Below are 19417 nucleotides of genomic sequence, written 5' to 3'. Positions count from 1 at the left end.
CACAACCGTCAACAGCCCGCGTTACCCCAGCAACGCTGCTGGGTCCGGGTGCGCTAACGTCGAGGCAGCTCCATCAGCCGGCAAGACGCTGGCGAAACAGCGCCTGATGCTCACGGCACTGCTGGGCCGCCAGCAGGAACACGCCATGGCCGCCGCGCTCGAACTCCAGCCAGGTGAAGTCGACTTCCGGGTACAGGGCGCTGACATGTACCTGGCTGTTGCCGACCTCGACGATCAGCAAGCCCTTGTCAGTCAGATGATCGGCCGCTTCGGCCAGCATGCGCCGCACCAGATTCAAACCATCCTCGCCACACGCCAAACCCAGGGCCGGCTCGTGCTGATATTCGGCCGGCATGTCGGCGAAATCCTCGGCATCGACGTAGGGCGGGTTGGATACGATCAAGTCGAAGCGCTGCCCCGGCAACCCATCAAAACCATCGCCCTGCACGGTGTAGACGCGTTCATCCAGCTGATGCCGCTCGATATTCTGGTTGGCCACCTCCAGCGCCTGATACGACAGGTCAGCCAAGACCACCTCGGCCTCGGGGAACTCGTAGGCGCAGGCGATGCCGATGCAGCCGGAGCCCGCGCAGAGGTCGAGGATCCGCGCAGGTTCCTCGGGCAGCCAGGGATAGAAATGCTGTTCGATCGACTCGCCAATCGGTGAGCGCGGAATCAGCACGCGCTCGTCGACGATGAATGGCAGGCCGCAGAACCAGGCCTCGCCCAGCAGGTAGGCGGTCGGTATGCGTTCCTCGATGCGCCGCTTGAGCAAGGCTTGCAGATGTGCATGCTCGTCATCCTCCAGCCGGCAGTCGAGGTAGCTGTCGGCGATTTCCCAGGGCAGATGCACCGCACCCAGCACCAACTGGCGCGCCTCGTCCCAAGCATTGTCGCTGCCATGCCCGAAGAACAGTTCTTCGCGGTTGAAACAGCTGACTGCCCAGCGGATGTAATCACGCAGGGTACGTAGACGGGTAGGCACTGCAGTCACGAGAGTCTCTCCTGGAAAAAGTCGCCGCAGTTTAGCCGAACCACCCGCCTTGCACGCGGAGGCGAAAATAAATCTGCCCAGTCGAGCTCCGGCTACTGCCCGCGCGCCAGGGGCTTCGATATAATTTGTAACGAATTCTCAACCCTTCCCTACCCCTTCCTTCCGAGATCCACCCCAAATGGTCATAGAACCCTTCTCGCTCACGGGCTTGCTCGTGCTGGCGATATTCCTGTTTGGCATGACGCTTATCGTTTTTGAAGCACAACTGGAGATGGATAAATTCAAGCCGGCCATGTTCATGATGTCCGGCTTGATCGTCATCGGCGCCCACTACGCCATCAACGATCCCAACGGTTTCCAGTATTTCCTCCACGCGCAAAGCGAGACCAAGGAAGAACTGTTCGGCCTGATCGCCTTCATGGCGTTCATGTGGATGGTGGTCGAACTGCTCAACGAGCGGAATGTGTTTACCGCGCTCAACGGCTACCTGATGCGCAAGGGTCTGGGTGCCAAAGGCATGTTCTGGGCCACTGGCGCCCTGTCGGCGCTGCTCTCGCCGTTTCTCAACAACATCACCACCGCGATGATCTTCGGCAAAACGGTGAAAAGCATCTCGACCAACCAGCGTTATACCCATGTAGCGCTGTGCAACATCGTCGTGGCGTCCAACAGCGGCGTGTGGTTTCTCGGCACCTCGACCAGCCTGATGGTGGTGTTGGCGGGCAAGATCAGCATCGCCGGACTGCTGCTGTTGATTCCCTCGGCACTGATCGGCTGGCTGCTGTTCGCCGCCACCCTGCATTTCTTCTACTTGCGCAAGCTGGATGGCCAGGCTCTGATCCGCCTGGCCGATGCGTCGGAAACCGGCCTCAAACCCGGCGGTGCCGGCCTGGCCATCGTTGGTTTCTTCGCTGTGGTCGGTGCGGTGCTGTGCAACATCCTGCTCAAGGTCAGCATCGAGTTCGCCATCGGCATCGGCCTGGGCCTGGTCGCGCTCTACGCCTGGCTGCTGATGCGCCGCGGCATCGAGCTGCCCTGGCAGGACCAACTGCAGAAGGTCGAATGGAATGCCCTGCTGTTCTTTATCGGCATCATCACCTCGGTGGCCTGCCTCAACCACGTCGGCTGGCTGACCTATATCTCGCAACTGTTCGAGGTCATGAGCCCAACCGGGGTCAATGTGATTCTCGGCGTGGCCTCCGGGGTCATGGATAACGTGCCGGTCGAAGCTGCCGCCCTGATGTCCAACCCGCAACTGGGCCTCGATCAGTGGGCACTGAACGCCTTGATGGTCGGGATTGGCGGCTCGTTGACCGTGGTCGGCTCGGCCGCCGGGGTCATGGCCATGTCGCTGGACAAGAGCTACAGCTTTGGCGTGCACCTGAAGTTCCTGCCGGCCATCCTGGTCAACTTCTTCGGCTCGCTGGGCATCTGGTACCTGCAGTTCCAGGTCTTCGGCCTGCATTGACCGAGCAGCGCCCGGCGACCGGCCGGGCGCTCACTCGGTTTTCTTGCGCCGCGGCGCGCGCGAGGACGGTTCATTCGGCACACGCCTGAGCTCGCGAAATACCGCGATGGAAACCGCCAAGGCGAACAAAAGCCAGAAATGTGCGGAAAACAGTGATAGCAGATCCATAAGCAACTCCTTTTGCGTACGACTCCAGACCCTCTGGATAGGTTCGATTCTGTTCGTCGCCACGCTAGCGCGCAAGGCTGCGCGCCGAAGAGGTTCACAGCAGCGTCACACAAGCGGACAATGAACGCTGTCGTCCGCGCCAGCGAGGAGCCCCCGTCATGTCTCATCCACAAAGCCTGTTTCAGCTCACAGGGCGCAGCCATGCCCCCGCCACCCTGGGTAATGCGACCCTGCTGATCATCGATGCTCAGGAGGAATACCGCAGCGGCGTGCTGCAACTGCCTGGGCTGGATCCGGCACTCGCGGAGATCGCCAAACTGCTGACCGCCGCGCGTAACACCGGCGCCGCCATCGTCCACGTCAAGCACCTGGGCATTCCCGACGGCCTGCTCGACCCCCGCGGCCCCCGCGGCCACCACCTGCCTGAGGTGACCCCACTGCCCGGCGAGATCGTGGTGGAGAAACGCATGCCCAACGCTTTCTCCGGGACCGAATTACATGACCAACTGCAAGCGCTTGGCCACCTCGACCTGATCGTCTGCGGCTTCATGACCCATTCGAGCATCAGCACCACAGTGCGCGCGGCCAAGGACTACGGCTACCGCTGTACGGTGGTCGATGCCGCCTGCGCCACCCGCGACCTGCCAACACTGGATGGCAAGGTCATCAGCGCCGCCGACATGCACCGCGCGGAGATCATCGCCCTGGCTGACAACTTCGCGGCGGTGGTGGCGCAAGCCAGCGCCCTGATCTAAGCGGCGGTGAAATAACTCTCGCCGACTGCGACCGCCCCAGGCGCCCGCAGCTGGCGTTGCGTTAGGTGAATGCACGGAGAGGCTCTCGCTACGGCGCTCGATATTTTCACAACCTCTGAGGCGGACGATGAGCAAACCCAGACCAGGTCACATCCTGCCGCCAGGCTTGGCATCCCGCCGGAACCACCACACCATCTGCCGGTCTTACCGCCGATACTCACTGAGGAAATCGGAATGAAGTTATCCGATGGTTTCGATGCTCGCCGCCTGCGCCCACGTGGGGCGAGCAACTGGCGCATGCGCTTCGCAGCCATACTGGCAGCCCTGTTTGCCGCCTTCGGCGTGCTGCTGGCGATGGCCGGCGCAGCCAGCCTGCTCGGCCGGGCGCCGACGCTTGGCGCGTTGAACGACTCGACCGGCGCAGCGGCCACACTCCTGGTGGTAGGCCTGTCGCTGCTGTGGGCCGGTATCGCGGTGTGGCGCATGTGCCGACGCCGCCTGCGCCGCTCCAGCGATTTGAGCATGGCGCCGCACCTGATGAAGAAACGCGACTGACGGCCGCCCCATCGATCGATGCCGCACTAAACCTCAGAGCTGGTGAAAATATCGAGCGCCGTCGCGAGACGGTCTCCAGGTGTTCGCGGCAAGGCGCGCGGCGTGAAAAGCAGAGGAGTTTAGTGAGCTAAATGACCGTGCTTTTCACGTAACGCAACGCCGCAGCGGGCGCCTGAAGGCGGTCGCAGTAGGCGAGAGTTTTTCACAAGCTCTCAGCCTTGGTTACACTAGCGGCCTTCGCGGAGGCCCAGATGCAAGACGACAGCAGAGAAGACAACGACAGCGCCCTGTTCAAGGCCGAGTTGCGCGGCGTCAAGCCGATCAAGCACGACCGCGCCGATACCGGCAAAGCCAAGCCCGACCGTAAACATCTGGCCAGCCTGCGCCAAGCGGCGACCCTGCGCGTGGACACGGTAAAAGTCGACGGTCTGTCCGACCAGTTCGTCATCGACGTCGGCGCCGAAGACCCGCTGTACTGGGTCGCCAATGGCGTGCAGGAAGGCCAGATGCGCAAGCTCAAACTCGGCCAGATCAGCTTCGACGGCAGCCTCGACCTGCACGGCATGACCGTGGAAAAGGCCCGCGACACCCTGTGGGAGTTCCTTGCCGAGGCCAGCAAGCTGGAAGTGCGCTGCGTGCGCATCACCCACGGCAAGGCAGTGCGCATGGACGGGCGCAAACCGATGATCAAGAGCCACGTCAACACCTGGCTGCGCCAGCACCCGCAGGTGCTTGGCTTCACCTCCTGCCTGGCCAAGCATGGCGGCACCGGCGCGGTGTACGTGATACTCAAACGCACCATGCTGGATGGCCGCGACGAATAGCTATCGAGCGGGGAAACGCGGCGCATGGGCTTCGTGCTCGACGCGCAGGCCGTTCACCACGAACGACACCGCATGATAGAGCCCCACCAGCAGCAGGCATTCGATCAACTGCTCCTCGCGGTAATGCTCGCCTAGCCGCTGCCACAGCCCATCGTCCACCGTCGAACCGGCATGCAGGCTATCGGCCAACGCCAGCAGCGCCTGCTCCGCAGCGTTCCACAGGCTTGTATTGGTGCTGGCAGCGCAGGTATCGGCAAGTTGCGGCTCACTGAAGCCGGCCTTGCCATTGAAGGCCGCGACATGCACGCCCCACTCGTACTCGGCGCCACAGATTGCGCTGGTGCGCAGAATCAGCAATTCGCGCTCACGCAGACTGATGCTGCCCCGATCAAGCAAGCCGCCGGCAAGAAAGCGCTGCAACACCCGCGGGTTATGCGCCATGCTGCGGAACAGCCTCAAGGGCGGTACACCGGGCGGCATTATCCGGTCGAACGCCGCTTGAATCTCAGGAGCATAAGGGGGTGGTGCTGGCTGAATACGCGGGCTGTTCATAGGCAAATCTCCTATCGGGCTGTCAAGCTACTAAAAACGTAGCAAGGAGACCTGATGAACGTAGTAAAACCCGGGCAACGGGTTCGCGGCTCCAGCACCGGCAGGCCGATCATGGTCTTGCTCGACCTGCTCGGCAGACGCTGGAGCCTGCGTATCCTCTGGGAATTACACCAGAGCCCGGCCAACTTCCGTGAGCTGCAAAGCCGCTGCGAAGGTTTGTCGCCTTCGGTGCTCAATACCCGCCTGAACGAGTTGCGCGAGGCGCGCTTGCTGGAAAATGGCGACCAGGGCTACCAGTTGTCCCGCGTGGGCATGGAGCTGATCGAGCAGTTCCTGCCGCTGACCCAATGGGCCGAAAGCTGGGCCGCCAATCTGGAGCCGCCCGAGGAAAACTGAGGTCGATCTCTTGCCAGCCCGGCAGCGCCGCCCTACCCTGCGCGTCTGCCCACCTATATCCGTTTCACAGCCGTCAGTGCCACAGGAAGATCATGACCCTGGAACAAAATTACACCGCGATTCTTGGCCAACTTGGCGAAGACGCGTCCCGAGAAGGCCTGGTCGACACCCCAAAGCGTGCCGCCAAGGCCATGCAGTACCTTTGCCGCGGTTATCAGCAGACCCTGGAAGAAGTCACCAACGGCGCGCTGTTCAGCTCCGACAACAGTGAAATGGTGCTGGTCAAGCACATCGAACTGTATTCGCTGTGCGAGCACCACCTGCTGCCGTTCATCGGCAAGGCCCACGTCGCCTATATCCCCAATGGCAAGGTGCTCGGCCTGTCCAAGGTCGCGCGGATCGTCGACATGTACGCCCGCCGCCTGCAGATCCAGGAAAACCTCAGCCGGCAGATCGCCGAAGCCATCCAGCAAGTGACCAGCGCCCTTGGCGTCGCCGTGGTGATCGAAGCCCAGCACATGTGCATGATGATGCGCGGCGTGGAAAAGCAGAACTCCTCGATGGTCACCTCGGTGATGCTCGGCGAATTCCGCGACAACGCCGCCACCCGTAGCGAATTTCTCAGCCTGATCAATAACTGATCAGCTCCACGCCATGAGCAAACCTGGCTAGCGACAATTTTCAGCCAGATGCAGACGACCCGTCTTGTGCAGGGTGGGTCGGACGCAGACTCTAATGCGCGGCCTCGCCCTGAAAATCCCCCACAAGCAGCGGCGCATCTTCGCCGAACAAATGTGGATAGACCGCCGCCAAATGACTGAAGAACAGCTCTTGCGGCACGTCGGCGAAGCGGCCATGGTCGACCAGATACTCCATGTAACGCTGGCCCTCCCGGTTGAATGGATGGAACACGCTGTCGCCAAGCCCATCGAACTCCAGCGGCGCGACCTTGAATAGCCGGCACAGCTCCAGATTGAAAGCCGGAGTAGCCTTGACCCAACGCCCCTGCAGATACAACTCGGTATAGCCGTGCATGGCGAACACCTCGCTGCGCAGCAGTTCCAGCAGCCGCGGGGTGGCCAAATGGTTACGCACATCGGCCAGACCGATTCGCGCGGGAATCCCGCAATGCCGCGCACAAGCCGCCAGCAGCGTAGCCTTCGGCACACAGTAGCTCTCGCCACTGAGTAGCGCATGGCTACCTTTCAACGTTTGCGGATCACGACTGAATGTATAAGGGTTGTAGCGAATACCATCGCGCACCGCGTAATACAGCCTGACCGCCTGCTCAACCGGATCGCGACTGCTGCCGCGCGACTTTTCGGCGAACTCCACCAGCGCAGGGTGGTCACTATCGATGCAGCGGCCGGGCTCCAGGAATTCACGCATTGATGGTTCTCCGTGGTAGAACACCCAGTCTAACGACGCCGCGCGAGCGCGTGTCACGACACTCCGGCCAAGCTCGGCGCCCTTGCGGCCATCTTTGTATGGATGCCGGCTAAACTCAGAGATTGTGAAAATATCGAACGCCGTAGCGAGAGCGTCTCCGGGTGTTCGCGGCAAGGCGCGTTACGCGAAAAGTGGGGAAGTTTAGTGAGCTAAATGACCCCCGTCTTTCGCGTAGCGCAACGCCAGCAGCGGACGCCAGGGGGCGGTCGCAGTAGGCGAGAGTTTTTTCACAAGCTCTCATCACTGGTTCATTCCAGCCCGTCGTCATGGAGGATTTTGCATGCTCGTTGTCTGGTTACTCGTTCTGCTGGTTGGCACGGCCTACATGGCCCACCGCCGCACTGCACCGCTGCCCGCTCTCGGCGGGGTGGCCGCCTACCTGGTCCTCATGGGCCTGTTCAGCCATGCACCCACCTGGCTGCTGGCTGTCTTCTGGCTATTGCTTCTGGCGGTGGCGCTACCGTTGGTGCTGCCGGAACAAAGGCGAAAACTGTTCAGCGCCCCCATGTTCGCCTGGTTTCAGCGGGTGCTGCCACCCATGTCGGATACCGAGCGCGATGCCATCGAAGCCGGCACAGTCTGGTGGGATGGCGAATTGTTCAGCGGCCGCCCGGACTGGGACAAACTGCTGGCCTACCCCAAGGCGCAACTGAGCGAGGAGGAGCAAGCCTTTCTCGACGGCCCCACCGAAGAACTCTGCGCCATGGTCAGCGACTGGCAAATCGGCCAGCAGATGGATTTGCCGGCCAAGGCCTGGGAACACATCAAGCAGCACGGTTTTTTCGCCCTGATCATCCCCAAGGAATATGGCGGCAAGGGCTTTTCCGCCTATGCCCACTCCCAGGTGGCGATGAAACTGGCCACCCGCAGCGGCGACCTGGCCTCCACCGTGATGGTGCCCAACTCCCTCGGCCCGGCAGAGTTGCTGCTGCACTACGGCACCGACGAGCAGCGCCAGCACTACCTGCCGCGCCTGGCCCGTGGCGATGACATCCCCTGCTTCGCCCTCACCGGCCCGCTGGCCGGCTCGGATGCCGGGGCCATGCCGGACAGCGGAATCATCTGCAAGGGTCAGTGGCAAGGCGAGGAAGTGCTCGGTCTGCGCCTGACCTGGGAAAAGCGCTATATCACCCTGGGTCCGGTCGCGACCCTGCTCGGCCTGGCATTCAAGGCCTACGACCCGGATCACTTGCTCGGCGAGCAGGAAGACCTCGGCATCAGCCTGGCCCTAGTGCCAACCGACACGCCCGGGGTGGAAATCGGCCGCCGTCATCTGCCACTCGGCGCCGCCTTCATGAACGGACCGAACTCGGGGAAAGACGTGTTCATCCCGCTGGATTTCCTGATCGGCGGCCAGGACATGCTCGGCAAAGGCTGGATGATGCTGATGAACTGCCTGTCGGTCGGCCGCTCCATCTCCCTCCCGGCAGTAGGCACGGGCGCGGCCAAATTCACCAGCCTGGTCACGGGCCAGTACAGCCAGATACGCGAGCAATTCAATGTGCCGCTGGCGGCCTTCGAAGGTATTCAGGAGGCCCTTGCCCGTATCGGTGGCAATGCCTGGTTGATGGACAGCGCACGCATCCTGACTGCCAACGCGGTAGATCTGGGCGAAAAACCCTCGGTGCTTTCGGCGATTCTCAAATACCACCTGACCGAGCGTGGCCGCGAGTGCATCAGCCACGCCATGGACGTGCATGGCGGCAAAGGCATCATCATGGGCCCCAACAACTACCTGGCGCGCTCCTGGCAAGGCGCACCAATCTTCATCACAGTGGAAGGCGCCAACATCCTCTCGCGCAACCTGATGATCTTTGGCCAGGGCGCGATCCGCTGCCACCCCTACGTACTCAAGGAAATGGCCCTGGCCGGTCGCGAAGACAAGGAACAAGCGCTGCTGGAGTTCGATCAACTGCTGCTGCAACACATCGGCTTCGCCGTGAGCAACGCGGCCAGCAGCCTGATCCTCAGTCTCGGTCTGGGCGGCTTCAGCGAGGTACCGGGCGATAACCTCAGCCGCCCCTACTTCCGCGCCCTCAATCGCCTGGCTGCAGCCTTCGCCCTGCTTGCCGACCTGAGCATGATGCTGCTGGGCGGCGAACTGAAACGCCGCGAGCGGCTGTCAGCACGCCTGGGTGACGTGCTCAGCCATCTGTACCTGGCCTCGGCGGCGCTCAAGCGCTACCACGACCTGGATTACCCGGCGCATTCGCGCCCGCTGCTGTGCTGGGCCATGGAAGAAAGCCTGGGCCATGCCGAACAGGCGCTGGATGAACTGCTCAGCAACTTCCCGAGCAAACTGCTCGGCTATGTCCTGCGTGTACTGGTTTTCCCCTTCGGCCGCCGACACAAAGGCCCAAGCGACGCACAGGATGCCCAGGTCGCCGAGATCATCGGACGCAACAGCGGCGATCCAGCCCTGGAAGAGTTGCTCGCCGGTTGCTACCGACCGCAAGCGGAGAACGACCCGGTGGCCGCCCTGCAGCAGGCGATGGACCTGCTGCAAAACGCGCAACCCCTGCAGAAGAAACTGGACAAGGCGCTCAAGGAAGGTCTGGTGCAGGAAGCACCGGGACACAGCCTGATCGATACCGCAGTTGGTGCCGGCATCCTCACTGCAGAAGAAGCACTGAGCCTGCATCAAGCCGAAACCGCGCGGCGCGTGGTGATCGACGTCGACGACTTCGCCAAGGAAGAACTGAAACTAAGCCGCGGCAAGGTACGTTAGCGGCTCTTCTCGAGTCGTTCGAGTTGCGCCTCGATATCCATCTGCGGGTATTCCAGCTGCAGATGCTGTTGCAGGCGCTGCGCCTCCTGCGCCTTGCCGGCGCGACGCAGGTCGAGCAGCTGCATGAGCGCTTTCTCCGCATCCGGCTTGACCGCCATGCTGGCCTGTGGCGCAGATTCCTCCGCCATGGGCAGCTCTGCACTGGGCACGGGGGCATCGGCCAAGGCTTCGGTCGCGCCAGGTGCTTGCTTGCCCGCGTCCTCCATCAGGACTGACATTGACTGTTTCTTCTCGGCCTTTTGCCGCGGCTCGGCGTAACGCTGCATGGCCGGCGCTGCCGCTTGTTCGCGCGCCGGAACAGGCGGCGCTGTTGTATCGGCCATGGGCGCGGCCGGGGCCATTACGGCCCGCGGCATTGACCCCTCAAGGTTATCGGGCGTTTGCTCCAGCGTACGCCAGGTCAGGCTCACACCGATGCCGACGCAGGCCAAACCGGCCAGCGCCAGCGACCAGCGCTGCCGACCACCCTGACCGAACAACCAGGCATGCAGGCGCTGACTCCAGCTTGGCGTGCTCGATATCTGCGCGGCGCGGGCCGCGGCGAGGATGCGCGCGTCCAGCTCGGCACTGGGCTCAGCCTGGCTCTGGGCGCGAAAGTGCTCGAGCAACGCCTGCTCATCTGGCTCGTGTTGATCGCGGTTCATGCGGATAACTCCTCGGCGGCCGGGTCAGCCAGCAGCCGACGTAATTTCTGCAGCGCATAGCGCAAACGGCTTTTTACCGTTTCCGCCGGCGTGCGGGTCAGCTCGGCGATCTCGTGCAACTCCAGATCGCCGTGGGCGCGCAGCAGGAAGACTTCCCGTTGTTCGGCCGGCAGATCGGCCAGCGCGGCCTGCAGGCGCTCCTGATCGCGACTCAAGCTGAGCTGCTGCTCAGGGTTGGTCTCGCTGCACGGCCGGTCATGCAGCTGCTCGTCGAACGCCTCATGCTTGCCCTGCTGGCGGCCGGTTTTGCGCCAGTGATCGATCAGGCGATTGCGTGCGATCTGGTACAGCCAGGTCTTGAACAGCACCGCCTCGCGCTGCAGCGACTGGCTGCGGATCAGGCTCATCCAGGTGTCCTGGAATACCTCCTCAGCCAGCGTCGGGTCGCCGCACAGGCCACAGAGAAAACGGAACAGGCCGAGGCGATGGCGCTGATAAAGCAGCGCAAAAGCCTCGGCATCGCCCTGGCGATAACGCCGCAACAAGTCGGCGTCGTCTTCGTCGGGCGGGGGGGCAACAGGATGGGCAGTCACGCTTAGTCGACCTTGGCAGCGCTGGGTGCGGGAAGTGAAGACGGAGTTTGCAGGCTTTGCGCCAGTTCGACCAGTTGCACGAACTCGCCGCGCAGGCCAAAGCGATCCTTGCCCTTGCCACTGCGCGCCAGTTCAGCGCTGGCAGTCAGGTCGAAATCGCCGGTGTAACGTGCGCCTTTCAGCTGCTGGGCAAAGGCGGCGACGGCGGCGGCGAAGCGCAGATCCTCGCTGGCCTGGGCAATCGCAGGGACGTTGCCTTGCGCCTCGATGGGGATTTCCAGCAAGCGGCTGCTGCTCTGCTGGGGCGCCTTGTAACGGATGCGCAGCAGCGCCAGTTCGCCCTGCTTGCCGGCGGCTTTTTCCGCCTGCTGGTAGCGCAGCGGCTCCAGCCAGCCCTGATTGCCAGCCGGGACTATCTCATAGAGCGCGGTGACGGTATGGCCAGCACCGATCTCGCCGGCATCGACCTTGTCGTTGCTGAAGTCTTCACGCTTCAGCGCACGGTTTTCATAGCCGAGCAGGCGGTACTCGCTGACCTGAGCCGGGTTGAACTCGACCTGGATCTTCACATCGCTGGCGACGGTGGCCAGGGTCGAGCCGAGCTGATCGACCAGCACCTTGCGCGCCTCGCGCAGGTTGTCGATATAGGCGTAATTGCCATCGCCGGCATCGGCCAATTGCTCCATCAACCGCTCGTTGTAGTTATCGGTGCCGAAGCCCAGGGTGGTCAGGGAAATCCCGCTCTTGCGCTTGTCGGCCGCCAGTTGCTTGAGCGTCTCGAAGTCGCTGATGCCGACATTGAAATCGCCATCGGTGGCCAGCAGGATGCGGTTGATGCCGTTCTTGATAAAACCCTGCTGGGCCTGCTGATAAGCGAGTTGGATACCCGACTCGCCAGCCGTCGAACCGCCTGCACGCAACTGATCGATGGCCGCACGGATCCTGGCCTTGTCGCTGCCTGCGGTCGGCTCCAGCACCACACTGGAGGAACCGGCATAGACCACCAGGGAAACCCTGTCCTCGGCGCGCAATTGCCCGACCAGCAACTTCAGGGTGCTCTGCACCAGCGGCAAGCCTTCGCGCCTGTCCATCGAACCGGAGACGTCTACCAGAAACACCAGATTGGCCGGCGGCAGCTGCGCAACCTGCATATCCGAGGCCTTGATCGCGATACGCAGCAGCCGGCTCTGCGGATTCCACGGCGTCACCGCCAACTCGGTGCCGACGCCAAAGGGCGTATCGCCGGTCGGCAGCGGATAGGCATAGGGGAAATAATTGACCAGCTCCTCCAGGCGCACCGCCTCGGTCGGCGGCAACTGGCCCTGATTGAGGAAACGCCGCACGTTGGCGTAGCTGCCGGTATCGACATCGATACTGAAGGTCGACACCGGGGTTTCCGCTACCGCGTGCACAGGGTTGTCGGCCAACTTCTGATACTGCTCGCGGTATTGCACGCGGTACGCCGGCGGCAGATGATCCGCCATAGGCGCACCAGGCTGCCCCGCCACCGACAGCGCAGCGTTGGCGGCATCACGCCGCAACTCGGCTTTTTTCGCCCGCGGCGACGCCTGGGATTGCTCAAGGACCGCGACTATCTCTTGCCGATCGGCAACATGACTCTGCGGCGGCTCCGGTTGTGCGGCATTGCAGGCGACCAGGGTCAGCAGCAGGCTACCGGAAAAACCCTGCAGCAACGGTTGTGGATGTAACGCACGAATCCTCGACATGACGCATCTCCTTGGGGCGAAAAAGCTCTTCGCCCTGGTAGACGCAACGCCTTACCGATTCGGGTTAATCGCGAGGTCATTCAGCTACTCGCCGTCGCCTCCTGACACAACTGGCTGGCCAGCATGCCCAGGGTCATCAGGGCCCGCTCGGCCTCGCGGTTCCAGGGGATGCCACAATTCAGGCGCACACAGTGATTGAACTGCTCGGTGTTGCTGAAGATCAGCCCCGGCGCGATGCTGATGCCCTGCTGCAGGGCGCGCACGTGCAAGTCCTTGGTGTTGACCCGCACCGGCAGGCTGATCCAGAGGATGAAGCCGCCGTTGGGCCGGGTCATCTGCGTGCCTTCGGGGAAGTGCTGCTGGATCGCCAGCTGGAAGGCGCTGAGGTTCTTGCGGTATTCCTGACGGATATAGCGCAGGTGACGGTCGTAGCCGCCGTTCTCCAGATAGGCGGCCACCGCCATCTGCGTGACGCTACAGGCCGAGTGGGTGCTGAAGGTCTGCAGCCGCTGGATTTCCTCCTGGTATTTGCCGGCGATGATCCAGCCGATGCGTACCCCGGGCGACAGGGTCTTGGAGAAGCTCGAGCAATACACCACCCGCCCTTCACGGTCATGCGACTTGAGCGCCTTGATCGGGCCTTGCTCGAACATCAGTTCGCCGTAGATGTCGTCCTCGACGATCTGAATATCGAAATCTCCGGCCAGGCGCAACAACTGCTTCTGCCGCGGTTCGGGGATGCTACCGCCAAGCGGATTGCTCAGGCGTGCGGTCAGCACCAGCGCCTTGATCGGCCACTGACTGGCCGCCAGTTGCAACGCCTCCAGGCTGATCCCCGTGCTTGGATCGCTGGGAATCTCGATGACTTTCAAGCCCAGCAGATCGGCCAATTGCAGCAGGCCGTAATAGGTCGGCGACTCGGTGGCGATCAAATCCCCCGGTTTGGTCAGCACCCGCAGAGACATCTGCAGCGCATCCACACAGCCGTGGGTGATAACTACCTCGGAGGGGTCGACCACTACGCCGGCATCGCGCATGCGGATCGCCACCTGGCGACGCAGCGGCTCGAAACCCGGACTGAACATATAGCTGAAGGCGCGCGGACTCTGAAAGCGGGTGACCTTGGCCAACTGCTGATGCAAGGCGCGCACCGGCAGGTAGTCGACATGCGGCACTGCCGCGCCGAGAGGGAATACCCCTTCACGGCGCGACTCGGTGAGGATCTGATTGATGATGCTGCTGCGCGTCACCAAGCTGGGACGTTCGACCCGGGCGATATCCGGGGTCGGCGCGGTCAAGGCCGGGGTCTGGTGCACGTAGAAACCGGATTGCGGGCGCGCGCGGATCAGGCCCTGGTCCTCCAGGTTGGCATACGCCTGCAACACCGTGGCATGGCTGACGCTGAGCTGCGAGCTCATCTTGCGCACCGACGGCACCCGCTCTCCCGGCTGATAGACGCCGCGGCGGATGTCTTCTGCCAATTGCTGGGCGATACGCTGATAGAGCAACAGACTGGTCATGGCCGCCTTCCCGCTTTATTGAACCGTTACAGTAACCCGGCGAACCGAAAGTGCACCGGTACAGTTCCATAAATTGTGGACGAAACAGCGGCTATCCGCCAGCGACTGTATGGGATCAATTCACCAAGGAGCCAACTGTTATTGGAGTTGTTGGCACCCTGTAGGGCGAGTATGAGGTTGTGAAAAAATCGAGCGCCATTGAAGGGTGAGCCGGGCGGCGCTCCTCTTTAGCCCAGCGCCGCTAAATCCGCCCCTGGTGGGCTGAAGCCCACCCTACGTTGTGCCATGAACGCATAACTGGCACATGACCAGTAAAAGGCGCGCCAGGGCTTTGAATGATGCTTGGCTCAGCGTGCCAAACCCAGACGCCCCTGCTCGTCGGAGAATACGATCTCGACCCGGCGGTTTTGCGCCCGGCCCATGGACGAAGCATTCTCCGCCACCGGGAAGCTCTCGCCATGGCCCTGAACTTCGATACGCTTGCTATCGATGCCCAGATCGATCAAGACATCGGCGACGGTTTGCGCCCGTGCGCGGGACAGCTCGAGGTTTTCCAGCTTGTCGCCACGGCTGTCGCTGTAGCCCTCGATGCGTACCACCCGGCGCGGGTTCAACCGCAGGAACTGCACCAGCTTCAGTACTGTGCGATTGGCCGACGCTTTCAGATTGGCCTGTCCGGCATCGAACAGCACATCGCCCAGGGTCATCACCAAACCGCGCTCGGTTTCGCTGGTTGCCAGGCTGACCATCTGCTCCTCCAGCCAGTTGCTCTGCTCCTGCACACTGAGCAACTTGGCCTCGCGCAGGGCGAGTTGCAGGCGCTGGCGCTCCAACTCAAGCTTGACCGCCCGCTCCTGATTCAGGCTCAAGGCACTGTTTTGTCCGGCGATGTCACTGTAACGCTGGCTGAGGTAAGCGTAATGGCTAACGTCATCCGTACTGCCCCAATAGCTCGACAAGCGGTCTGCACGGGCCAGGGATTCGCCAGCACGGATCACATCTTTCGGGGCACTGCGCAGCACATCGGAATTTTCCTTTACCGCCTGAAAGCCGCTACGGGCCTTCTCGAGTGCCTCGCTGCTGCTCTGCTGCTGCGAACCCGCGCAACCACCCAGCAGCAACGCCAACAGAGCGCCTCCCAGCAGCCGAGGCCGAGCATTCATCACCGCTCCCCCAACTGCTTGCGCAGGCGATTGATCTGGTTATTCAGTTCGTTCAGCTGATCCTGACTCTTCTGCGTCAACACATGGGCTTCCGCCAGGCGGGCATCCAGTTCGGCCTGTTCGGCAAGCATGCGCGCCTCCTTGAAAGCGTTACCTTGCATGGCAGATAGCGCCTGCTGCAACTTGGCTTCGGCCATTGCCAGTTCAGCCACTTGCTCATCGGCACCAACAGCCTTGGCTTGCGTCAGAGCTTGCTCGGTGAGGCGCAATTGCTCGGTCGGCGCCGGATCGCTGGCGCAACCGGTCAAACTCAGCGCCACCATTGCGGCGCATGAAAAACGATTAATCACAAAAAAAACTTCCTACGGATTCGGGACGCTTGCGGGTTGCAACTGCTGCTCTTCCCAGCGCAATAGATTGTGCTGCAGCAAGGTTTCCGGCAGGCCGGCAGCGACCGATTCTGTCATCTTTTTCGCCAGTTGTCCGCGCAGCCAGGGGTCGTTGCATGCCGAGTTATGCGACAGGGTCAGGTACAAGCCCTCGCTGGAAACGGGCGGATCCAGCACCAGCAACTCGTCCTCGATGCCCTGCGCTGCAGCCAGCGCCAAACCAGGAAAACGCTCATAGAGCACGTAGTCGCTACGCCCCAACAACAGCTTCCGGAATGCCTGAGTCAAGCTGGACACCCCCTCCAGGGTCAAGTTGGCCTTGGCATAGGCGTCGAACTGCTGACCGAAACTGTTATTCACCAATGTGCTGCCAGTGCGGCTATGCAGGTCAGCCCAACTGGCATAGGGAAATTCCGCGCCCTTACGCACCCAGACCACGCTAGGGGTGAAGAAAAACGCCGGGTGCACATAATCCATGCTTTCCAGGCGTGGCAAGGTCAGAAAAGCACCCGCGAGCAAATCGACCCGCCCCGTGCGCACTTCGTCCTGGGCGCGAGACCAGGGCCCGGTGTAGATCACATCGATCACCAGATCCAACTCTTTGGCCAAATGCTTGAGCAAGTCGGCATTGGCACCGATCAACTGCTGCGGATTCTGCGGGTCACGCCACAAATAAGGCGGATACTCGGCATTACCGGTGGCGACCAGGCGCTCACACTTGCCGGCGGCAGCACTCAACCCTGGCAACAGCGCCACGCCAAGCAAAAGCAATACGGATTTCAACAAACCACGTTCGAGCATGGCGATTTCTCGGCTGAACTGTTGATGGGCTTTCTGGGCATGCGAACACGGGTGAATGCCGACTGCATGTTAGCGTACAACCGGCTCAATAATAATTCGCGATAAGGGCGCGCCATGAAAAAACTGATTCTCGGCTTGATACTGTTGCTCGGCGGCTCTGCAATGACGCTCTATCTCTGCCCCGCCGCGCTGCTGGCCACTGTGCAACTGGTCGCACTGCAACAGGCGGATCTCAGCGCCAAGCGGGTGACTGTCGGCGATCTTAGCATTCATTACTACCAGGGCGGCCCGAGCGACGGCGAAACCATTCTGATGGTCCACGGCTTCGGTGCCAGCAAGGACAACTGGCTGCACTACGCCCGCTACTTCACCGAAAACTACCGGGTAATCGCCCTTGACCTGCCCGGCTTTGGCGACAGCAGCAAGCCCTACGCCAGTTACGATGTTGGCACCCAAGCCGAGCGCCTCGCCGCGTTCACTCAAGCCTTGCAGATCGAAAAACTGCACCTGATCGGCAGCTCGATGGGTGGCCATATCAGTGCCCTGTATGCTGCACGCTATCCCGAGCAGATCCTGTCGGTGGCGCTGCTCGGCAATGCCGGCATCGACTCGCCACAGAAAAGCGAGCTGATCGAGCGTCTCGAACGTGGCGAACCCAACCCGCTGATCGTGAAAACAGCGCAACAGTTCGAGCAGTTGTTGGCGTTCATTTTCGTCGAAGTGCCAAGTATGCCCGAGCGTCTGAAGCAGGCGCTGGCTGAAAGAAGCGTCGCCAACAGCATGCATAACGAGCAGGTGTTCGCCCAACTGGTCAGTCGTTATATTCCGCTCGAACCCGTACTGCCGAAGATCCAGGCGCCGACGCTACTGCTATGGGGCGCCCAGGACAGGGTTCTGCATGTTTCCAGTATCGAGGTCATGCGCCCGCTGCTACAACGGCCCAGCGTGGTGGTCATGCAGAACTGCGGGCACGCGCCCATGCTCGAACGCCCCCGGGAAACCGCCGAGCATTACCAGGCATTCCTGGACAGCGTCGCAGCAGAGCGTGAATAACGCCAAATCGCCCACAAGAAAAAACCCGCTCAAGGCGGGTTTTTTCATGGAGCAGGGGAAGCCGGCTTACACCAGTTTCTCGAACTCCGGGATAGCGTCGAACAGATCCGCCACCAGGCCGTAATCGGCAACCTGGAAGATCGGCGCATCTTCATCCTTGTTGATCGCGACGATCACCTTGGAGTCTTTCATGCCGGCCAGGTGCTGGATGGCGCCGGAGATACCGACGGCGATATACAGCTGCGGTGCGACGATTTTGCCGGTCTGACCGACCTGCATGTCGTTGGGCACGAAACCGGCGTCGACCGCGGCGCGCGAGGCACCGACTGCCGCGCCGAGCTTGTCGGCCAGCGCATAGAGGTGCTTGAAGTTGTCGCCGTTCTGCATGCCACGGCCGCCGGATACGACGATCTTGGCTGCGGTCAGTTCCGGACGATCGGACTTGGCCAGCTCTTCACCGACGAACGCCGACTTGCCGGCGTCGCCGCCAACAGCCACGGCTTCAACGGCAGCGCTGCCGCCTTCGGCCGCGACCGGGTCGAACCCGGTGGCACGCACGGTGATCACCTTGACCGCCGCCGACGATTGCACGGTGGCGATGGCGTTACCGGCATAGATCGGCCGCTTGAAGGTGTCGGCGCTTTCCACGGCGATGATCTCGGAGATCTGATCGACGTCCAGCGCAGCGGCGACCCGCGGCAGGATGTTTTTCCCGTTGCTGGTGGCGGCAGCCAGGATGTGGCTGTAACCCTTACCCAACTCGGCTACCAGGGGTGCAACGTTCTCCGGCAGCTGATGGGCGAAGGCGGCGTTGTCGGCCACCAGGACCTTGGCCACGCCAGCGACTTTGCCCGCGGCGTCAACCACTGCGCCACAACCGCTACCGGCGACCAACAGGTGGATGTCGCCACCGATCTTCTGCGCGGCAGCAACTGTGTTCAGAGTGGCGGGGGCCAGGGTAGCGTTAGTGTGTTCTGCAACAACTAAGATAGTCATTAGATTACCTTCGCTTCGTTCTTCAGTTTCTCGACCAGTTCAGCCACCGATTTGACCTTGATCCCGGCGCTGCGGGCAGCCGGCGCTTCGACTTTCAGGGTCTTCACAGTGGAAGCGGTGGCAACACCCAGGGCGTCCGGGGTGAGCACTTCCAGCGGCTTCTTCTTGGCCTTCATGATGTTCGGCAGAGAGGCGTAGCGCGGCTCGTTCAAACGCAGGTCGGTGGTGACGATCGCCGGCAGATTCAACGCCACGGTCTGCAGGCCACCATCGACTTCGCGAGTCACGTTGACCTTGTCGCCAGCCACTTCGACCTTGGAGGCGAAGGTGCCTTGTGCATAACCGCTCAGCGCCGCCAGCATCTGGCCGGTCTGGTTGTTGTCGCTGTCGATCGCCTGCTTGCCAAGGATCACCAGCTGCGGCTGCTCCTTGTCGACCACTGCCTTGAGCAGCTTGGCCACCGCCAGGGAATTCAGCTCGTCATTCGACTCGACCAGAATGGCGCGATCAGCACCCAACGCCAGAGCGGTACGCAGCTGCTCTTGAGCGGCAGTCGGACCAATCGACACCACGACGATTTCG

At 62.0% G+C, this 19417-nt stretch carries 21 protein-coding genes; 8 read left to right on the top strand and 13 right to left on the bottom strand.

The window, feature by feature from the left end; genetic code table 11:
• Positions 1-73 precede the first annotated feature (73 nt).
• Complete coding sequence (gene prmB / locus R3355_RS14235) at positions 74-994, bottom strand: 50S ribosomal protein L3 N(5)-glutamine methyltransferase (protein ID WP_318961771.1); 921 nt, start codon at positions 992-994, stop codon at positions 74-76.
• A 178-nt stretch (positions 995-1172) separates the two neighbouring features.
• Here prmB and nhaD point away from each other — a divergent pair, with 178 nt between their 5' ends.
• Positions 1173-2462 carry a sodium:proton antiporter NhaD gene (nhaD, locus tag R3355_RS14230; RefSeq protein ID WP_318946487.1) on the top strand — a complete coding sequence of 430 codons (1290 nt, stop codon included), beginning with the start codon at positions 1173-1175 and terminating at the stop codon, positions 2460-2462.
• Positions 2463-2492: 30 nt separating this feature from the next.
• Here the strand turns inward: nhaD and R3355_RS14225 are convergent, their stop codons facing one another.
• The gene (locus R3355_RS14225) at positions 2493-2630 is read right to left on the bottom strand and encodes a hypothetical protein (RefSeq protein WP_318946488.1); all 138 of its coding nucleotides are present in this window, start codon (positions 2628-2630) and stop codon (positions 2493-2495) included.
• A 158-nt stretch (positions 2631-2788) separates the two neighbouring features.
• Between R3355_RS14225 and R3355_RS14220 the strand changes: the two genes are divergently transcribed.
• The 3 genes from R3355_RS14220 to R3355_RS14210 all read left to right on the top strand — a co-directional run bounded on the left by R3355_RS14220 (position 2789) and on the right by R3355_RS14210 (position 4764).
• Positions 2789-3385: a cysteine hydrolase family protein gene (locus tag R3355_RS14220; RefSeq protein ID WP_318961770.1), complete on the top strand. Its 597-nt coding sequence runs from the start codon at positions 2789-2791 to the stop codon at positions 3383-3385.
• Between the two features lie 234 nt (positions 3386-3619).
• Positions 3620-3940: a hypothetical protein gene (locus R3355_RS14215; protein ID WP_318946490.1), complete on the top strand. Its 321-nt coding sequence runs from the start codon at positions 3620-3622 to the stop codon at positions 3938-3940.
• Positions 3941-4191: 251 nt separating this feature from the next.
• Positions 4192-4764 carry a Smr/MutS family protein gene (locus R3355_RS14210; protein WP_318946491.1) on the top strand — a complete coding sequence of 191 codons (573 nt, stop codon included), beginning with the start codon at positions 4192-4194 and terminating at the stop codon, positions 4762-4764.
• Here R3355_RS14210 and R3355_RS14205 read toward each other — a convergent pair whose 3' ends face one another.
• Complete coding sequence (locus R3355_RS14205) at positions 4765-5316, bottom strand: carboxymuconolactone decarboxylase family protein (RefSeq protein ID WP_318961768.1); 552 nt, start codon at positions 5314-5316, stop codon at positions 4765-4767.
• 54 nt (positions 5317-5370) lie between these two features.
• Here R3355_RS14205 and R3355_RS14200 point away from each other — a divergent pair, with 54 nt between their 5' ends.
• Together R3355_RS14200 and folE are read left to right on the top strand one after the other, a co-directional pair.
• Entirely contained in the window at positions 5371-5712 is a 342-nt protein-coding gene (locus tag R3355_RS14200) for a helix-turn-helix domain-containing protein (protein WP_318961767.1), read from the top strand.
• 92 nt (positions 5713-5804) lie between these two features.
• Complete coding sequence (gene folE / locus R3355_RS14195; protein WP_318946494.1) at positions 5805-6353, top strand: GTP cyclohydrolase I FolE; 549 nt, start codon at positions 5805-5807, stop codon at positions 6351-6353.
• A gap of 91 nt (positions 6354-6444) precedes the next feature.
• Here the strand turns inward: folE and R3355_RS14190 are convergent, their stop codons facing one another.
• Positions 6445-7101 (bottom strand): transglutaminase family protein, encoded by a 657-nt coding sequence (locus R3355_RS14190; RefSeq protein ID WP_318946495.1) that lies wholly within the window; start codon positions 7099-7101, stop codon positions 6445-6447.
• 340 nt (positions 7102-7441) lie between these two features.
• Between R3355_RS14190 and R3355_RS14185 the strand changes: the two genes are divergently transcribed.
• Entirely contained in the window at positions 7442-9889 is a 2448-nt protein-coding gene (locus R3355_RS14185; protein WP_318961765.1) for an acyl-CoA dehydrogenase, read from the top strand.
• Here R3355_RS14185 and R3355_RS14180 read toward each other — a convergent pair.
• From R3355_RS14180 to R3355_RS14150, 7 genes are all read right to left on the bottom strand, one after another.
• Positions 9886-10593: a hypothetical protein gene (locus R3355_RS14180; protein ID WP_318961763.1), complete on the bottom strand. Its 708-nt coding sequence runs from the start codon at positions 10591-10593 to the stop codon at positions 9886-9888. The genes R3355_RS14185 and R3355_RS14180 overlap by 4 nt on opposite strands.
• Positions 10590-11186: an RNA polymerase sigma factor gene (locus R3355_RS14175; RefSeq protein WP_318961761.1), complete on the bottom strand. Its 597-nt coding sequence runs from the start codon at positions 11184-11186 to the stop codon at positions 10590-10592. The genes R3355_RS14180 and R3355_RS14175 overlap by 4 nt, the downstream gene beginning before the upstream one ends.
• 2 nt (positions 11187-11188) lie before the next feature.
• The gene (locus R3355_RS14170) at positions 11189-12913 is read right to left on the bottom strand and encodes a VWA domain-containing protein (protein ID WP_318961760.1); all 1725 of its coding nucleotides are present in this window, start codon (positions 12911-12913) and stop codon (positions 11189-11191) included.
• A gap of 80 nt (positions 12914-12993) precedes the next feature.
• The gene (locus R3355_RS14165; protein WP_318961758.1) at positions 12994-14433 is read right to left on the bottom strand and encodes a PLP-dependent aminotransferase family protein; all 1440 of its coding nucleotides are present in this window, start codon (positions 14431-14433) and stop codon (positions 12994-12996) included.
• Between the two features lie 347 nt (positions 14434-14780).
• Positions 14781-15596 carry an OmpA family protein gene (locus R3355_RS14160; protein WP_318961757.1) on the bottom strand — a complete coding sequence of 272 codons (816 nt, stop codon included), beginning with the start codon at positions 15594-15596 and terminating at the stop codon, positions 14781-14783.
• A complete protein-coding gene (locus R3355_RS14155) occupies positions 15596-15919 on the bottom strand; it encodes a DUF4398 domain-containing protein (RefSeq protein WP_413243520.1) in 324 nt (107 codons plus the stop codon). The genes R3355_RS14160 and R3355_RS14155 overlap by 1 nt, the downstream gene beginning before the upstream one ends.
• A 39-nt stretch (positions 15920-15958) precedes the next feature.
• Complete coding sequence (locus R3355_RS14150; RefSeq protein ID WP_318946503.1) at positions 15959-16786, bottom strand: substrate-binding periplasmic protein; 828 nt, start codon at positions 16784-16786, stop codon at positions 15959-15961.
• Positions 16787-16900: 114 nt separating this feature from the next.
• On the opposite strand from R3355_RS14150, the gene R3355_RS14145 reads away from it, so the two are divergent.
• Positions 16901-17839, top strand: a complete 939-nt coding sequence (locus R3355_RS14145) for an alpha/beta hydrolase (protein ID WP_318961754.1) — start codon at positions 16901-16903, stop codon at positions 17837-17839.
• 66 nt (positions 17840-17905) lie between these two features.
• On the opposite strand, the gene R3355_RS14140 is transcribed toward R3355_RS14145, so the two are convergent.
• Positions 17906-18835: an electron transfer flavoprotein subunit alpha/FixB family protein gene (locus tag R3355_RS14140; RefSeq protein ID WP_318961752.1), complete on the bottom strand. Its 930-nt coding sequence runs from the start codon at positions 18833-18835 to the stop codon at positions 17906-17908.
• On the bottom strand, positions 18835-19417 hold a 583-nt coding region (locus R3355_RS14135; protein WP_318961750.1), incomplete at its 5' end, for an electron transfer flavoprotein subunit beta/FixA family protein. The genes R3355_RS14135 and R3355_RS14140, both read right to left, overlap by 1 nt.

Source organism: Pseudomonas sp., from assembly GCF_033723075.1.
Lineage (GTDB): Bacteria > Pseudomonadota > Gammaproteobacteria > Pseudomonadales > Pseudomonadaceae > Aquipseudomonas.
Note: the sequence above shows the minus strand (reverse complement) of the source record. Positions and strands in the feature narration are given on the sequence as shown.

Bases quoted from the DNA above. Each gene is read 5' to 3' on its own strand.
- nhaD (WP_318946487.1), top strand. From the start codon at position 1,173: ATGGTCATAGAACCCTTCTCGCTCACGGGCTTGCTCGTGCTGGCGATA.
- R3355_RS14225 (WP_318946488.1), bottom strand. From the start codon at position 2,630: ATGGATCTGCTATCACTGTTTTCCGCACATTTCTGGCTTTTGTTCGCC.
- R3355_RS14220 (WP_318961770.1), top strand. From the start codon at position 2,789: ATGTCTCATCCACAAAGCCTGTTTCAGCTCACAGGGCGCAGCCATGCC.
- R3355_RS14215 (WP_318946490.1), top strand. From the start codon at position 3,620: ATGAAGTTATCCGATGGTTTCGATGCTCGCCGCCTGCGCCCACGTGGG.
- R3355_RS14210 (WP_318946491.1), top strand. From the start codon at position 4,192: ATGCAAGACGACAGCAGAGAAGACAACGACAGCGCCCTGTTCAAGGCC.
- R3355_RS14205 (WP_318961768.1), bottom strand. From the start codon at position 5,316: ATGAACAGCCCGCGTATTCAGCCAGCACCACCCCCTTATGCTCCTGAG.
- R3355_RS14200 (WP_318961767.1), top strand. From the start codon at position 5,371: ATGAACGTAGTAAAACCCGGGCAACGGGTTCGCGGCTCCAGCACCGGC.
- folE (WP_318946494.1), top strand. From the start codon at position 5,805: ATGACCCTGGAACAAAATTACACCGCGATTCTTGGCCAACTTGGCGAA.
- R3355_RS14190 (WP_318946495.1), bottom strand. From the start codon at position 7,101: ATGCGTGAATTCCTGGAGCCCGGCCGCTGCATCGATAGTGACCACCCT.
- R3355_RS14185 (WP_318961765.1), top strand. From the start codon at position 7,442: ATGCTCGTTGTCTGGTTACTCGTTCTGCTGGTTGGCACGGCCTACATG.
- R3355_RS14180 (WP_318961763.1), bottom strand. From the start codon at position 10,593: ATGAACCGCGATCAACACGAGCCAGATGAGCAGGCGTTGCTCGAGCAC.
- R3355_RS14170 (WP_318961760.1), bottom strand. From the start codon at position 12,913: ATGTCGAGGATTCGTGCGTTACATCCACAACCGTTGCTGCAGGGTTTT.
- R3355_RS14165 (WP_318961758.1), bottom strand. From the start codon at position 14,433: ATGACCAGTCTGTTGCTCTATCAGCGTATCGCCCAGCAATTGGCAGAA.
- R3355_RS14160 (WP_318961757.1), bottom strand. From the start codon at position 15,596: ATGAATGCTCGGCCTCGGCTGCTGGGAGGCGCTCTGTTGGCGTTGCTG.
- R3355_RS14155 (WP_413243520.1), bottom strand. From the start codon at position 15,919: ATGGTGGCGCTGAGTTTGACCGGTTGCGCCAGCGATCCGGCGCCGACC.
- R3355_RS14150 (WP_318946503.1), bottom strand. From the start codon at position 16,786: ATGCTCGAACGTGGTTTGTTGAAATCCGTATTGCTTTTGCTTGGCGTG.
- R3355_RS14145 (WP_318961754.1), top strand. From the start codon at position 16,901: ATGAAAAAACTGATTCTCGGCTTGATACTGTTGCTCGGCGGCTCTGCA.
- R3355_RS14140 (WP_318961752.1), bottom strand. From the start codon at position 18,835: ATGACTATCTTAGTTGTTGCAGAACACACTAACGCTACCCTGGCCCCC.